We start from the raw sequence: 13828 nt of genomic DNA, 5'->3' as shown, positions 1-13828 counted from the left end.
AAAAAAGAAATCGATGTCGCCTACCCCGGCCTGAAGCGAATACAACTCGTACTGATCGGTGAGTATGTCAACATATTCGCGAGCATTCTTCTCCAGCAGCGTCAGGTTTTCGAAAATAAAGGCAGACACGCTAAAAATACAGGATCAGGCCCCCCTAGCATCTTTCACAAAGACGCGAATGTCCGTCTCCGCGAAACTGACATAATTTTCCATGCCTGATCGCGGCTTTTCTCGAATTATCCTACAGGCGCCTCCACAATCATGGGTTCAAGTTTGAGTTTGGGTTTCTTCCATGGCCACCGTATTGATCATCCCTCCCGAGTGCCGCCAGTAAATTATGAATTCGTTCTGCTAAGGCTTTGGAGACTTGCTGGGCAGCACGACAACGTCAGTATGGCCTGACTGCTGCGCGGCCATCCACGCCCTCTTCCAGTTTCATATCCTTCCGATCCACGCCTCCCGCCAGAAGTTAATAAGGGAATGACATTGCCCTATATTACCGCATCAATCCGTCAACTTGGTAGGCTATTCTGCAATTGAAATGGAAGAACACCAAGTTTTAATCCGCTGCGATGGTCAGGCCATCAACTGATTTCCCACCGGCCACGCCCCGCTCTCGCTGGAGGTTGTCGCGGCCGTGGAGACGGACTTAAGCAAAAAGGGCCAATGGCTAAGGCATAGATCATTTTCATTAGTTAACTCTTTGCACCATAAAACGGGCCTATCAAATCGGACAGGCCCATTTCGAGCTATTTCACAAGAAAATTACAATTCCTGATCCGATCTAATATCCCTATAGAATTCTTCTAGTGTTCCTTGATGAAGTATAACTTGCATTTTCCCTTGTGAGCCCCGTACTATCTTTATAGGACTTGCTTCCATGTCATCACTATTCACCAACATCGAGAACAGCGGCCCTCTATAATTCACGCCAATATAATTTAAAAATATACAATAGACATTTGGAATTGCAATATTTTTGTTGACAAATGCATTTGCATATTTCTTTACTAAGTCATTCCCTTCGCTCAAGTCAGTAGAACTACCAGGAAAAGCAATAATACTAAGATCGGATTCACCTTCTCGATTTAGTTTATGAATGATTGCATATTCATTTTGCTGTGAATATGTATACATAGGGTTCTCGATTGATGCACTTTCAAATTTCCAATTACAGTCAAACTTAACAGTTAACACGAAATACATCAATTCATCTATATACTGAAATCCGCTCTCAGTTAAACACAGCATCTCATACGCATACCCAAATCCATATGACTGTGTACTTCCAGGCTTCAAAATTTCTTCTGACATTAAATTGGTCGCTAGGAACAAGCAGTGTTCTTTAGCTTTTTCTAAGTCAATAGCCTCTGGATATTCCATATCATAAATATTACCTTGTCCAACAAACCCATCTATAAACGGCGCGCCAGTGCCATCCAACATAGGCTCACCGTAAAACAATTCAGAAGGATATTCACTATTCCACCGAAAACAATTCTCGCCCTGATCAATTATCCATCCTACCAATCGAATACTAAGCAAACCAAAATCTTCGACCTGATATGAAGTAAGCACACTCTCTAACCACTCTTTTGTCAAAGAATGATTAACCATTTTACGCCGGATCTCGGTAAATATTATTTCGGCTAATATTAAGTGACCTGTCCATGCTACGACAAAATGAGGACTAAATCGGCAAATTTTCCGTCTATAGTCATCCGACATTCCCCCGCCTGTGATTAATAAATCGCCCATCAAGACCGGAATTCCATACGAACGATATGCAGCAATAAGTGTCATTGGATTATCCTTAAAAGCGTATTAATATTTTAATAATTGCTCAGTATCTATATTTACGGCGCAAACACCGTCTGCACCTTCGCCGCGCGCCCCTTTTCATCCCTTACCGTCACGACCAGCGCGCCCTGCCCCGCCGGCATCGCAAACCGATATGGGCGCGTGACGCGCAGGGTTCGCGCGCCGCGCTGGATGTTGAGAATGGGCTTGAGTGAGTAGGTGCAGACGGAGGCGGACACGGAGCCGTGGTAGCCGGGCGGGAAGCTGGTGGTGACCGGGAGGTAGGCGCGGGAGGAGGCGGGGTGGTCGGAGACTTCGCCGAGGAAGTAGGGATCGGCAACGGCGTCGCGGACGGACGCGAGGGCGGCGCTGCCGTCGGGCAGGGCGTAGTCGTTCAGGCGACGGCCGGGAATGGCGCCCGTGAGGTTGTCGCGGTCGAAGAAGCAGACCATCTTGAGGCGGGGGTAGCGAATGCGCACGGCGTCGAAGAGGTCCTGCCAGCGCGCGGCGGCGAACGCGTCGGCGTCCGCGCCTTCGACTCGGCTGCGGCGGGTGACGCCGCACTCCACGAGACAGAGCGGCTTGCGGGCGGCGTACTTCTGATAAAAAGGCTCGATGAAGCCGACCGGACCGTCGCGCCATGCCGGCTCATTGAGATGGTCGTCGTAGAAGCGGACGACATAGAGGCTGACGCCGACCCAATCGACGGCGTCGTCGCCGGGATAGTATTCGTCGATGTTGGAGACGGGAACGGCGTTCGGCGCCCAGACCATCGCGACGTTCGGCGCGTGGCGGGCCATCACCTCATGCACGAGACGGAACGCGCGGCGGTAGGCGGCGGGGCTGCGGCCCCAGGACGTCCAGCCGCCGTTCATCTCGCCGCCGAAACGTAAGAAAACCGGCGCGCCGGAGCGAGCCGCGTCCTCGGCGTATTTGTTCAGATACTCGTCGTCTCGGACATTCGCGATATCCTTCGGCTCCCAGGCGATCTGGACGCCCCGCCCGCGCTTCGCCTCGCGCCGCGCCCATTCGATGGGAAACGGCCGCCCATAACTGTCGTAATCGAACGCAATCGCGACCGGACGGTCGATACGGCGCGCGAAGTCATCGGCGTTGCCCGTGCTCTTGCCGTAATAGTCGCCCTCGAAGTCATCGCGCACGCCCAGATAGCATCCCTGCGCCGGCTCCCACTTCGCCAGGTTCTTTACCGGCGGTCCCTCGGAGACGGGGATCGCCAATCGAAGGTCCGTGGCGAGACGCAGCGCCCGATGCCGCTCCACCTCCGCCGCCTGCGGATCGCCTTGATGCAGCCGCATTCCCGACTCAATCTCATAAGCCAGCGCCGCATCCGAATAATTCCCAAGCCGCTCTTGTTTCTCGCCCCAGGCGCGCGCATCCGCCGCCGTACGAAAGTGCGGCGGCGCGGGCGGCGCCGAGCGCACTGAGGATATCAGCGGCGCCGCGCAAAGCACGGCGGCCGCAAACCAGGACACGATGCGTCCCAGAGGCATTACCTTGGACTTTCTTTCGTTTTCTAGGGCTTTTTGAGCACGAATTGCTTGCTGGAATCGCTGTTCGTGGTTTTGAGATATTCGACCAGCTTCGGCACATCCGCCGCCGCGATCCGATAACTCGTCACTGTCGACAACTGATCCGCGTACAGCGTATTTCCATCGACGCGATAATTGGCGCGATAGTTCCCCCAGTCGGATTTCTGCTCGACCAGCGGCTGAAGATCCTGCACGGCGTACCCCGCCGGGAGCTCCAAAGAGACGGTGCTGTGATAGGAGCCGCGCGAGAGTCCCATCTCCAGATCCTGCTTACGCTCGCCATTGCTCATCAAATCGTCTGGATGCTGCGGCGTTCCCCCGGCGCCCCAGGGCAGGGGCGCCAGCAAGAAGTTGCCGGCGACGCTGGCATAGTGATCGGCGTGATACGCGATCCTCATGACCAGAGGCGCATTCGGATCATCCAGCTTCTCCACGGAGCCGCTCTTGTATGTGAGCGTCTTGAAGAGCGATGTCGCCACGGAGCGCAGGAGATCGTCCTGTTTGTCCCGCGTGACGGACTGGAAGGCGGAGCGAAGCACCCATCCCCAGTTCCCTGTAGCGGTCAGCGCCAGCGCACCATCCAGATCGCCGTTGGAGGCGAGTTTGCCGGTATAAACGACGTTCATGCCGTTGTCGTCGATCGGCAGCGCCGGGATCTTTGTCAGATCCGACGCTTTGTCGTCGATGAGCAGCGCCGGCACATCCTGATCGCCGTACGGCAGATCGCCGTACCCCATCTTGTCGGCGGTGGCGTCTATGTAACGCGGCCCATCGGGCGTCTGCACGAGAGCGATCGCATGAGCGAACCGGGGCGACGGAAGATAAGGCGTCACGCCATAGTTGCGCGGACTGAGCAGCACCATTTCCGACTTCACGCCGACGGAGGCCAGCATCGCCGTCAGGAGCGCCGCTTTATCTTTACAATCGCCGTAGTGCTCCCGGATGACCTGCTTGCCTTCCGTCGGCACAAAGGCGCTCATGCGGAACGGCGATGACTGGTACTGGATATCCTTGGCGACATACGCCTCGATCGCCTTGATCTTCTCGGAATCCGTGTGCGCATCCTTCGTCAGGATCGCCGCCCGCGTGCGAATGGCGTCGTCCGGCTGCGTGCGCGGTTTCGACAGGTCCTGATACCAGCGTACGATGGAGGCCCAGTCCGGGATCGAGGAGAAGTCCAGCCAAACGGCGGAATCGTTCATGGCGCCGCCGCCCTTTTCGAGCTTCAGCGGCGCCTCATCCGAGGCGCGCCACTCCTGAACCCGCCAGCCGCCCATGGTGCGGTCCGACGCCTGCGGAACGGAGCCGTGCGCCTGCACCTGGAACTTCATGTCCTTGGGAGTGATCAGCGCAAAACGCGACGTCTTAACGTGCTGATCGAAATCGTTGAAATACCATTCGCCCCAGAACTGGTGCGCGAGACCGCCCTTCTGGTAATCCTCGACACGATAAGTGACGTCGATCGTGTCGCCAGCGACCAGCGACGGGAAATTCGCCGACGCTCCGTCTTCATCGTTGCTGGCGTTCTCGATTTTGCCGTCCGCTTTGGTGACGCGCGCCTGCTCGACTGTCAGTGTCGCCGATCCGGTCGTCCGATTCAACGGATAAGATCGGAACGCCGCCGCGCCGGCTTCGTCGTTCACACGGACGACTTGGTGATAGCGCGTGACCGTGGCGTAGTCGGGGTAGACAACCTCACGGCCTTCGTCCAGCAGCATGGTAACGGAGGCGGAATCGGCGGGAAGGTTTTTCAGCGACGGCGACGGCAGCGCGGGCGCGAGATCGATCACCGGCTTGCGCCCCGACAGGGCGTCCATTTTGGCGCGCAGCGAGACCTGCGACGGATCCAGCATGATCGCCTGCTGGTAAGCCGCCAGCGCCGGTTTCGCCTGATGCGCCTCCTGAAGCGCGTCGCCGAGCTGAGAATAGAGATCGGCGTCCTGTGGCTGCTTGAGCAGCGCGGTTTTCAGCGTCTCGACGGCGCGCGCCCCGTCGCCCTGCCCGGTGTAAAGCGCCGCCAGATCCGCATCGTGCCCGGCGGTTCCGGGATCGAGCGTAATCAAGCGGCGATATGCGGCGATCGCCGGCGCGGAGTCGTCGCGCTGCCCTAAGATCTCCGCCCATTTGTCCAGCAGCGCCACATTGGCGGGATCCTTCGCCAGCGCGGGTTTCAGCAACGCGGCGGCGTCCGTATTGCGGTCGGCGTCACGGTACATCCCTACCAGTCGCAGGACATCCGCGGATCCCCCGGACAGGGCGATCTCTTCCTTCGCGGTTTTAAAGGCGTCCGCGCTCAGCTTCGCATCCTCATAAACGCCGGCCAGCCACCAGGTGATATCCGAGCTCGCCGGGAATCGGCCGCGCAGCGCCTTCGTCTGCGCGATCTGATCCGTGGCGGGATCTTCCGAGTGATCGATCATCACGGCGTTGAGCTCGGCGAGCGCAAGATGACCGTTCAAGCCTCGCGCCGTTTCACGCTCGGCGCGGGCGTCGTCGGTGCGGCTGTCGTCACTGAGCGTCTGGCTCAGCTGCCAGTGCAGGGCGCCGCAGTCTGGATGCGCCTCGATCGCTTTGCGCACCACCGTCTCGGCCTGCCGGTAATCATGCATCGTTTCCAGGGCGTCACTCAGAAGCAGCGCCCCCTCGACACTGTCCAGATGCGGCTGCATGGCCGCGACGAGAGCGACCGGCAGCGCGCCCGGCTCGGCGGCCGCCCCGTCGACGGCGCCGCTCGCGTGCGCGGGATCCACGGACGCGCCGCCGCCCAGCGGCAGGGGAGCCCCATTCGCCCCCAGGACGCGAAGACGGTAGTTCGCGGCGACACTCGGATCATCCGCGAGCTTGACCAGAAGCGTATTCCACCCTTTGCGCAAGTGGACGGGGATCAGGGCAGGATCGTCGATATTTCGAGAGTCCACATAGGCGTCGCTGGAGAACACGGGTTTTCCATTGCAAAAGAGCTTCGCCGCTCCGCTTCGCTCAAAGGACAGCGTCGCTTCCTGGTCCGACGCCGATTGGATCGCGGTCACGGCGTAAAGGATATCCTCCAGGTTATCGCCGATACTCACGCTTACCTCGCAGGTTCCTTCGCGAGAGATCAGCGCCAGGCGGCGCCAGTTCAGGTTCATGCCGTCGCGCCCGGTCATGGATTTCTGAAAATCCAACTCTTGCTCCGGCGCGAACGGCTTATCGAACCCCGAGTGGGAAACGTTCTCGAACGGGCCGGCGATATTCCAATTCCGAATGTATTGCAGTGACGAACGCTCCGCGTCCCCCTTCGCCCCGGCGCCGCGCTGCTCATCGGCGTCGGCGACAATTACCAGCGCGGACTCCTTCAGCGACGGCGACGCCTTGGGGCTCGCGAGAATGGCGCGCGCGGCGGCCTCCGCGTACTCGTGGCGCGAGGATCGATCGTCCAGCGTCGTCACGCAATGCCAGAGTCCCTCCGTCGTCCAATCGCCCGGCGCCAGCGCGATGCTTCGGCTCCAGAGCTGGAGCGCGCCTTGCTTGTCGTCGGCGTTGCAGGCGATCCAGCCGAGGCCGCGCAGAGCGTCCGCGTCCTTGGGGTTTGTCGCGAGGGCGGATTTGAAGGTCCGTTTGGCGCCGGCGTCATCGTTTTTCCACAGACGCTCCCACGCCGTGGCGTTACGCGTTTCGGCAAAAGCAGAATGACCGGCGGAGATGGAAAGTAAGGCGAGCGCGCCGGCGAGGGCAAGCGTGCGGTGACGGCGTGACGCAGGGATGGAAATCATGCAGAGTGATCCTTGTGCCGGGCGAAGCATGGCCCGGCGGAGGCGCGGTCATCGATTAGTTGGAAGAAAGAGTGGAGACCGGCGAAGTGCTTGCCGTATCTCGCAGAGAGATAACCCAGGCGACCACGAGGAGAAGAGGCAGCTGCGCGTTTGTGATTCCCACGTAGAGGTGGTGGAGACGATCAAAAAGAGGCCAGTGCTGCTGTAATTTCGCTGCGTCGATCACCGGGAAGAGAGCATACTGTAAGTATACCGTCAGCCCCAGCAAAATGAGCGTGACGACTGAGGAAATTACCGTGAGCCGGCGAACGCGCGGACTGGGCCGCAGACGCGCCACGGCCATTCCGGACAGCAGCAAAAGAACGCCGCAGACGATGCAGAGCACATTGAAGTTACGGAACGCTTGGCCGATGATCGCCCCGGCGATATCGTTTTGCAGCGCCAAATTGCCCGCGAGCGCCGCATGAGCGCGCGTCACATGAAACGCCGCTGGCGCGGCCAGCGCGCCGATCGCGATCACCCCGCCCAGCCAGAGACTGAGCGCGACGCCCTGGACCCAGCGCGCGGCGACCGAGAGCCAGAAGTTCATGGGGTCCCCGGCGCCGAGCTGCTGAGTTCGGCGACAAGATCGGAAAACGCCACGGCGCGCTGCTCGCGCGCGGCGAGGTCCTTGACCTGAACGGTCTGGGACGCCACTTCGTCGTCGCCCAAGATCAAGGCGTATTGGGCGTTGACCAGCGTCGCGGCGCGCATCTGCGTCTTCATCGTGCGCCCCGTGTAGTCGATATCGGCCGCGACGCCCGCATTGCGCAGATCGCTCAGCAGCTTGACCGCCGCCGTGCGCCCGGCGTCGCCCAGCGTCACGAAGAAAGCCGTCGGCCCCGGCGGCAGCGGCATTTCCACGCCCAGCGCCTGAAGCGCGAGCAAGGCGCGCTCCGTGCCGAGACCAAAGCCGATCCCCGGCGTCGGCTTGCCGCCGATCTCTTCGACCAATTTGTTATAGCGTCCGCCGCCGCCAACCGCGTTCTGCGCGCCCAAATCGGGGGACTGGATCTCAAACGCCGTCTTGGTGTAGTAATCGAATCCGCGCACCAGATATGGATCCAGCACATACTCGACGCTGGCCGCATTGAGATAACCGCAGACGGCTTCGAAGTGCTCTTTCTCTTCCGGAGACAGGTACTCGGAGAGATGCGGCGCATTCGCCAGGATCTTCAGCTCGCGCTCGCTCTTGGTGTCCAGCATGCGCAGCGGGTTGCGCTCGAAGCGCGCCTTGCCCTCGTCGCTGAACTCACTTAAGAACGGCTCGACATACGCTTTCAGCGCGGCCAGATACGCGGCCCGCGATTCCGTGGAGCCGACGGAGTTAAGCTTGAGCGTCAGATTTCGCATGCCGATCGTGCGAAAGAACGACAGGGCGATCTGCACGACTTCGGCGTCCAGCGCGGGGTCGTCCGCGCCGAGCGCTTCGACACCGAACTGCTGATGCTGCCGATACCGTCCCTTTTGTCCCCGCTCGTAACGAAAGATCGAAGCGATATAGAACATCTTAGCGACGCCGCCCCGGCTGGGGAGCGTGCTGTCCAGATAGGCGCGAATCGTCGGCGCCGTTCCCTCGGGCCGCAGGGTCATGGAGCGGCCGCCGCGATCCGTAAAGGTATACATCTCCTTGGAGACGATATCCGTCCCTTCGCCGATCGTGCGCGTGAACAGCTCCGTTTCCTCGAAAACGGGCGTTCTCACCTCGCCGTAACCGTAAATGCGGCACAGATTGCGAAAGATCTCTTCCAGGACATTGGCGCGGACACTGTCTTCGTGCCAGTCATTGGCCCCGGGATACAGGTCATGCGTATAAGGGGCGCGGTCGTATTTTCCCATGCGTTCTCTTCTTCGTGAATGCTCGTAATCGATTAAGCCGCGTCGTCTTCGGACACATCGCCGTCCATGTCGATCGGTTTGATCTCTTCAAACTGGCCGATGGCGCGGAAGCGCTGGTAGCGGCGCTCGACCAGTTCGTCTCCGGAGAGATCCTTGAGGAGCGCCAGATTTTCGATCAGAGCGGCCTTTAAGTTCTCGGCGGCGGCTTCCCAGTCGCGGTGCGCGCCGCCGAGGGGCTCCGGAATGACGCCGTCCACCACGCCCAGTTCCTTGGCGCGCTGGGCGGTCAGGTTGAGCGCCTTCGCGGCGTCGGCCTTCTTCTCAGGATCGCGCCACAGAATGGCGGCGCAGCCTTCGGGGGCGATGACGGAGTAAACGCTGTGCTCCAGCATCAGAACGCGGTCGGCGACCGCGATGCCGAGCGCGCCGCCGCTGCCGCCTTCGCCGATCACCACGGAGACAATCGGCGTCGGCAAGGTCGCCATATCGAACATATTGCGCGCGATGGCCTCGGAAATCCCGCGTTCGTCCGCCGAAACGTCGGCGGCGGCGCCGGGCGTGTCGATCAGGGTGACGATCGGGACGCCGAACTTCGCCGCCAGCTTCATAATACGTCCGGCCTTGCGGTAGCCTTCAGGACGCGCGTAGCCAAAGTTGCGATGCTGGCGCTGCTTGATGTCGCGGCCCTTCTGATGTCCGACAATCGCGACGGGCGTGTCGCCCAGCTTCGCGAAGCCGGCGACGATGGCGCCGTCATCGCCGTACAAACGGTCGCCGTGCAGCTCCTGGAATCCCGAGAACATATGGCCGATATAATCGAGCGTGTAAGGGCGCTTCTCGTGGCGGGCCAGCAGGACCTGGTCCCAGGGCGTCAGGTTCGAAAACCAGGCCCGGATAATGGCCGTGCGATGCTGCTCCAGATTCGCGAGCTGATCGGGCAGATCCACCGTGTTCTGCGGATGCTTCTGATCCATCACGATGCGCCGAAGCTTGGACAGGTTCTCGTCCAGCTCCGCGATGGATTTTTCGAATTCGATAACGTTCAAACTAGCCAATTGCGGCGATCTCCTCATCGGCGTCCACGAGAGCGGCGGACGCCAGATCGTCCAGCGTCGTCTCCGGCGCGAAGCCGAGCATTTGCAGTAGCGACGCCAGGGTGTCGGGCAGGTCTTTGCGCGCGACGATCTGATCGATCTGCCCGTGGGCCATCTGCCATTCGGCCGTCTGGTAATCGGCGGGCGGCTTCGCCGTGGACGCCTGGGCCGAGACGCGGGCGCCGGCGAAACCGATCAAGGCGCCGGGCTCCGCCAAAGTGATGTCGCCAAGCGACGCATAGGACGCCAGGACGCCGGCCATGGTGGCGTCGGTCATGACAACGACATAGGGAATATTCGCGGCGGCCAGGCGCGCGGCCGCCGCCGAGGTCTTCGCCATCTGCATCAGCGACAGCAGACCTTCCTGCATGCGGGCGCCGCCCGACGCCGTGAAGATCACGACCGGCGCGCGGCGCGCGGCGCCTTCTTCCAGGGCGCGCACGATCTTCTCGCCCGCGACCGAACCCATGGAGGCGGCCATAAAACTAAAGTCCGCGACGGCCAGTACGATCGGCACGCCCTGCACGGCGGCCACGCCGACACGGACGCCGTCGTGCATGCCCGTCGCTTTGATCCCTTTATCCAGTTTGGACTGATACTCCGGGAAGCGCAGTGGGTCAACCGAGCGCAGGTTTTCGTGGAGCGGCGCGAAGCTGCCTTCGTCCACGGTAAATCGGATTCGCTCGTCGGCGGAGAGTTTGTGGTGGAAACCGCAGTGGGTGCAGACCTTCAGATTTTTCTCGAAATCAGAAGTGAAGATGATCTCGCCGCACTTCACGCATTTCGTGGCGACTCCATCAGGAATCGCCGCCGCGCCATGCGACGCGCGCGCCTGCGTAAACTGAGACCTTCTCCCAAACCAGCCGTTTGATGGCATAACTTCGTCCTCATGTCGCCCGTCATGATTGTCCAGGGGAAACTCGTGCATTATACCCCCTAGACCGCCCAAACGTGAAGAATGTTCGAGGAGAGGAACGCGCCAGGATGGAGGATGCGGGGAATCAGTGGGTCAGGAGAAGGATCTGCTCGTCGCCGCCGAGCGTGCTGTTTTGCTCCAAATCCACGACACCGGCGGCTTCGCGGGCGTTCAGCACATAGCCGCCCATCCGTCTCCAAAAGAGTGGATGGACGGTCACCACCGCCGAGCCGGCGGGAGCGTGGACGGCGCGTTTTGCGTCCTGAATATTGCGGAAACGATGCAGGCGGGAAGAAGAAACTCCGAAAGCAGCTTCGGTGTGGGCGTAAAGGACGGTCCCGGCGCAGTTCGAGAGAAAGAGCGATGCGTGGTCCGGCGCTTCCGCCAAACGGCGGGCGTCAATCAGCAGCGCCGCGCAGGGCTTGCGCGCGCGGACCTGCCGCACGGCGATACGCTGGGGCAAATGCGCCCACACACAAAACGCGCCGATACAGCCGGCGGACAGAATGAGGTAGTAACCGTAAAAGCGCCGAGGCTGCATTAATCGTCTCCTCCGTCCCCTTGCTATCTTCTTCGGCGGATGGAGGAGAATGGCTTATTGGTAGAGATGCCGGGTTATGACCGGCGGCGCCGAATCAGGCGACGACGAGATCGGACGAAGGCCGAATACGGCGGATTGGAGACGCCTTTTGCACCGCCTGCGAGGATTTCCGGACCGAAAGCGTGGCGGGGTAAACGGTCGTCGCGATCGTCGCTTCCGGATCGGCCAGCCGCCGCAGGATCATATGGCCGGCGGTCGCGCCGATCGCCTCGAAGTCCTGCGCCATCGATGTCAGCTCCAAACCGTCCAGTCCCGGCTGCACCACGTCGTCGAAGCCGACGAGCGCGACGTCTTCAGGCACGCGCAAGCCCAGCTGGCGGAGCTCGGCGTAGATCGGCGGCGCCCAGAAGTCGGCGAGCAGGAAGATCGCGGTGGGCGCGTTCGGCGAAGTGAAGACCTGACGGATCAGATCGCTGTTGAGCCGTCGGCCGCTGTCCAGCGCGAGAAGAATGTGGCGAGGATCGACTTCCAGTCCGGCGTCGGTGATCGCCTGCTGGTAGCCGCGCAGGCGACCGATCGCGGCGTCGGTCGTCTCCAGGCGCGTCAAGTGCGCGATCCGGGTATGCCCCTGATCGATCAGATGCTTGGTCGCTTCATACGCGCCCTGGAAGTTGTCCGTGCCGACGAAGTCCAGTTCGACGCCCACCACGCGGCGGTCGATGGCGACGACGGGCATTTCGTTGCGAACCTCTTGAATCAGCGGAACGTTCGAGGCGCCGCCTTCATGCCAGACGACGACGCCGGCGAAACGGTTGTCCCGGGCGTACTGTAGTCCTTCCGCTTCCTTCTCGGCGGCCTTGGTGTAGGAATCCGCGTAGGTGTCCAGAACGAGCGGATGATAACCTTCCTGAGAAAGAACGGAGTTCACCCCGTAAAAGATATCCGTAAAGAGGCTGCCGCCGAAGCGGCGGCCAAGCAGCAGTCCCACGAGATGCGATTCCCGAAGGCCGCCGGAACGATGGGCGGTAATGGAGGGCTTGCGGATCGACGGCGCGTTGCGATGCTTGGCCACATAACCGAGGTCCTCGGCGGCGGCGATGACATTGCGACGCGTGCTTTCAGAAACAAATATCCCATTCTGCCGCCCGTTGAGAATGGTGGAGACGACGGACTGTGACACGTGCGCCAGTTCGGCTACGTCTTTGAGCGTTACTGCTTTGTGTGCTGCCATACCATTTTTATCCCCATAAAACTTTTACGATCTTTATATAAATTTTATATGAAGATGCTACCCGATTCTGGAGAAATTTGTCAACACAGAGAAATTATTCGCTTTTGGGCCTGCGGGCGTGAAGATGGTCGAGCATCTGCGAAACGGTCACAAAACGGTATCCGCGCGACCGCAATCCGTCGATAATGGCGGGCAGCGCGGTGAGGGTGCTGGGAGTATCTTGATGCAGAATAATGATGGAGCCCGCCTCGCTGCGGTCGAGTATTCGCTGCGCGATATAGGACGCCGGCTGTTGATCGTAATCGCGCGCGCCGCAGGTCCAAGAAATCGTGGCGTAGCCGAGCGATTTCGCGGTGGCGAGGACCTGATCGTTATATTGCACGCCCGGCGGACGCAGCAGCGTCGTCTTCTTGCCGGTCGCCTTCTCGATATTTGCGGCGCAGAATCGGATCTCGTTCGCGATCTCATGCGGCTTCAATTTGTCGAGACGCTGGTGGTCGTAAGTATGGTTCTCGATTTCGAAGCCGAGTCCATCGATCTGCTTGACGACCTCGGGATATTGCTTCACGCGGACGCCGACGACGAAGAATGTGGCGGCGACGCCTTTATCGTGCAGCATCTGGGCGATCTGAGGGCCGTAGCGCGGATCCGGGCCGTCATCGATCGTCAGCGCCACTTCGGGCAGGTTCGGGTCGCCATGCTCCAGCAGTCCCGTTTGAGGATCGTAGCGGTCCAGCCCGCGGGCGTGGCGCACCCAGTAAGCGGGATTGAGAGCGCGTTCGATCGGCACGGCGCGGTGGCGATTCCATTGGACCAGGCCGGCGCCAACTAGCGCGAGTACGGCGGCTCCGGCGACGATGCGCATGCGATTACGGGTAAGGATATCGGACACGGGCGAGCTTTCTGACGCGAAGCGAGGCTCCAGCGCCCTGTAATCCGAACATTATACGCGATAATGGACGTTGTTTTCGCTTCGTGCTTGACGAACAGGGGGACTTAAGTCTATAATAAGGCGCGGGATAGGCGCAACGTCGTCTGACCCAAATCAGAGTAAAGTGTGGTTACT

At 60.3% G+C, this 13828-nt stretch carries 10 protein-coding genes; all 10 read right to left on the bottom strand.

The features are described from left to right. Positions 1–765 precede the first annotated feature (765 nt). Positions 766–1803, bottom strand: a complete 1038-nt coding sequence (locus tag D5261_RS15170) for a hypothetical protein (RefSeq protein WP_125205873.1) — start codon at positions 1801–1803, stop codon at positions 766–768. Between the two features lie 53 nt (positions 1804–1856). Beyond that, the gene (locus D5261_RS15165; RefSeq protein WP_119320484.1) at positions 1857–3311 is read right to left on the bottom strand and encodes a glycoside hydrolase family 26 protein; all 1455 of its coding nucleotides are present in this window, start codon (positions 3309–3311) and stop codon (positions 1857–1859) included. Between the two features lie 23 nt (positions 3312–3334). Beyond that, a complete protein-coding gene (locus D5261_RS15160; protein WP_119320485.1) occupies positions 3335–7102 on the bottom strand; it encodes a DUF3857 domain-containing protein in 3768 nt (1255 codons plus the stop codon). Positions 7103–7157: 55 nt separating this feature from the next. Continuing rightward, the gene (locus tag D5261_RS15155) at positions 7158–7691 is read right to left on the bottom strand and encodes a DUF4149 domain-containing protein (protein WP_119320486.1); all 534 of its coding nucleotides are present in this window, start codon (positions 7689–7691) and stop codon (positions 7158–7160) included. Further along, positions 7688–8980, bottom strand: a complete 1293-nt coding sequence (gene hisS / locus D5261_RS15150) for a histidine--tRNA ligase (protein WP_119320487.1) — start codon at positions 8978–8980, stop codon at positions 7688–7690. Before hisS ends, D5261_RS15155 begins: the two co-directional genes overlap by 4 nt. 32 nt (positions 8981–9012) lie before the next feature. Beyond that, the gene (locus tag D5261_RS15145) at positions 9013–10035 is read right to left on the bottom strand and encodes an acetyl-CoA carboxylase carboxyltransferase subunit alpha (protein WP_174721474.1); all 1023 of its coding nucleotides are present in this window, start codon (positions 10033–10035) and stop codon (positions 9013–9015) included. After that, complete coding sequence (gene accD, locus D5261_RS15140) at positions 10028–10951, bottom strand: acetyl-CoA carboxylase, carboxyltransferase subunit beta (RefSeq protein WP_119320784.1); 924 nt, start codon at positions 10949–10951, stop codon at positions 10028–10030. Before accD ends, D5261_RS15145 begins: the two co-directional genes overlap by 8 nt. A gap of 124 nt (positions 10952–11075) precedes the next feature. After that, positions 11076–11531, bottom strand: coding sequence for a hypothetical protein (locus D5261_RS15135; RefSeq protein ID WP_119320489.1), 456 nt, complete (start codon positions 11529–11531; stop codon positions 11076–11078). Positions 11532–11625: 94 nt separating this feature from the next. Next, a complete protein-coding gene (locus tag D5261_RS15130) occupies positions 11626–12762 on the bottom strand; it encodes a LacI family DNA-binding transcriptional regulator (RefSeq protein WP_119320490.1) in 1137 nt (378 codons plus the stop codon). Between the two features lie 94 nt (positions 12763–12856). Further along, positions 12857–13654 (bottom strand): polysaccharide deacetylase family protein, encoded by a 798-nt coding sequence (locus tag D5261_RS15125; protein ID WP_125205874.1) that lies wholly within the window; start codon positions 13652–13654, stop codon positions 12857–12859. Between the last annotated feature and the right edge of the window lie 174 nt (positions 13655–13828).

The organism is Capsulimonas corticalis (assembly GCF_003574315.2).
Classification (GTDB): domain Bacteria; phylum Armatimonadota; class Armatimonadia; order Armatimonadales; family Capsulimonadaceae; genus Capsulimonas; species Capsulimonas corticalis.
Note: the sequence above shows the minus strand (reverse complement) of the source record. Positions and strands in the feature narration are given on the sequence as shown.

Bases quoted from the DNA above. Each gene is read 5' to 3' on its own strand.
- D5261_RS15130 (WP_119320490.1), bottom strand. From the start codon at position 12,762: ATGGCAGCACACAAAGCAGTAACGCTCAAAGACGTAGCCGAACTGGCG.
- D5261_RS15170 (WP_125205873.1), bottom strand. From the start codon at position 1,803: ATGACACTTATTGCTGCATATCGTTCGTATGGAATTCCGGTCTTGATG.
- D5261_RS15155 (WP_119320486.1), bottom strand. From the start codon at position 7,691: ATGAACTTCTGGCTCTCGGTCGCCGCGCGCTGGGTCCAGGGCGTCGCG.
- D5261_RS15160 (WP_119320485.1), bottom strand. From the start codon at position 7,102: ATGATTTCCATCCCTGCGTCACGCCGTCACCGCACGCTTGCCCTCGCC.
- D5261_RS15165 (WP_119320484.1), bottom strand. From the start codon at position 3,311: ATGCCTCTGGGACGCATCGTGTCCTGGTTTGCGGCCGCCGTGCTTTGC.
- accD (WP_119320784.1), bottom strand. From the start codon at position 10,951: ATGCCATCAAACGGCTGGTTTGGGAGAAGGTCTCAGTTTACGCAGGCG.
- hisS (WP_119320487.1), bottom strand. From the start codon at position 8,980: ATGGGAAAATACGACCGCGCCCCTTATACGCATGACCTGTATCCCGGG.
- D5261_RS15135 (WP_119320489.1), bottom strand. From the start codon at position 11,531: ATGCAGCCTCGGCGCTTTTACGGTTACTACCTCATTCTGTCCGCCGGC.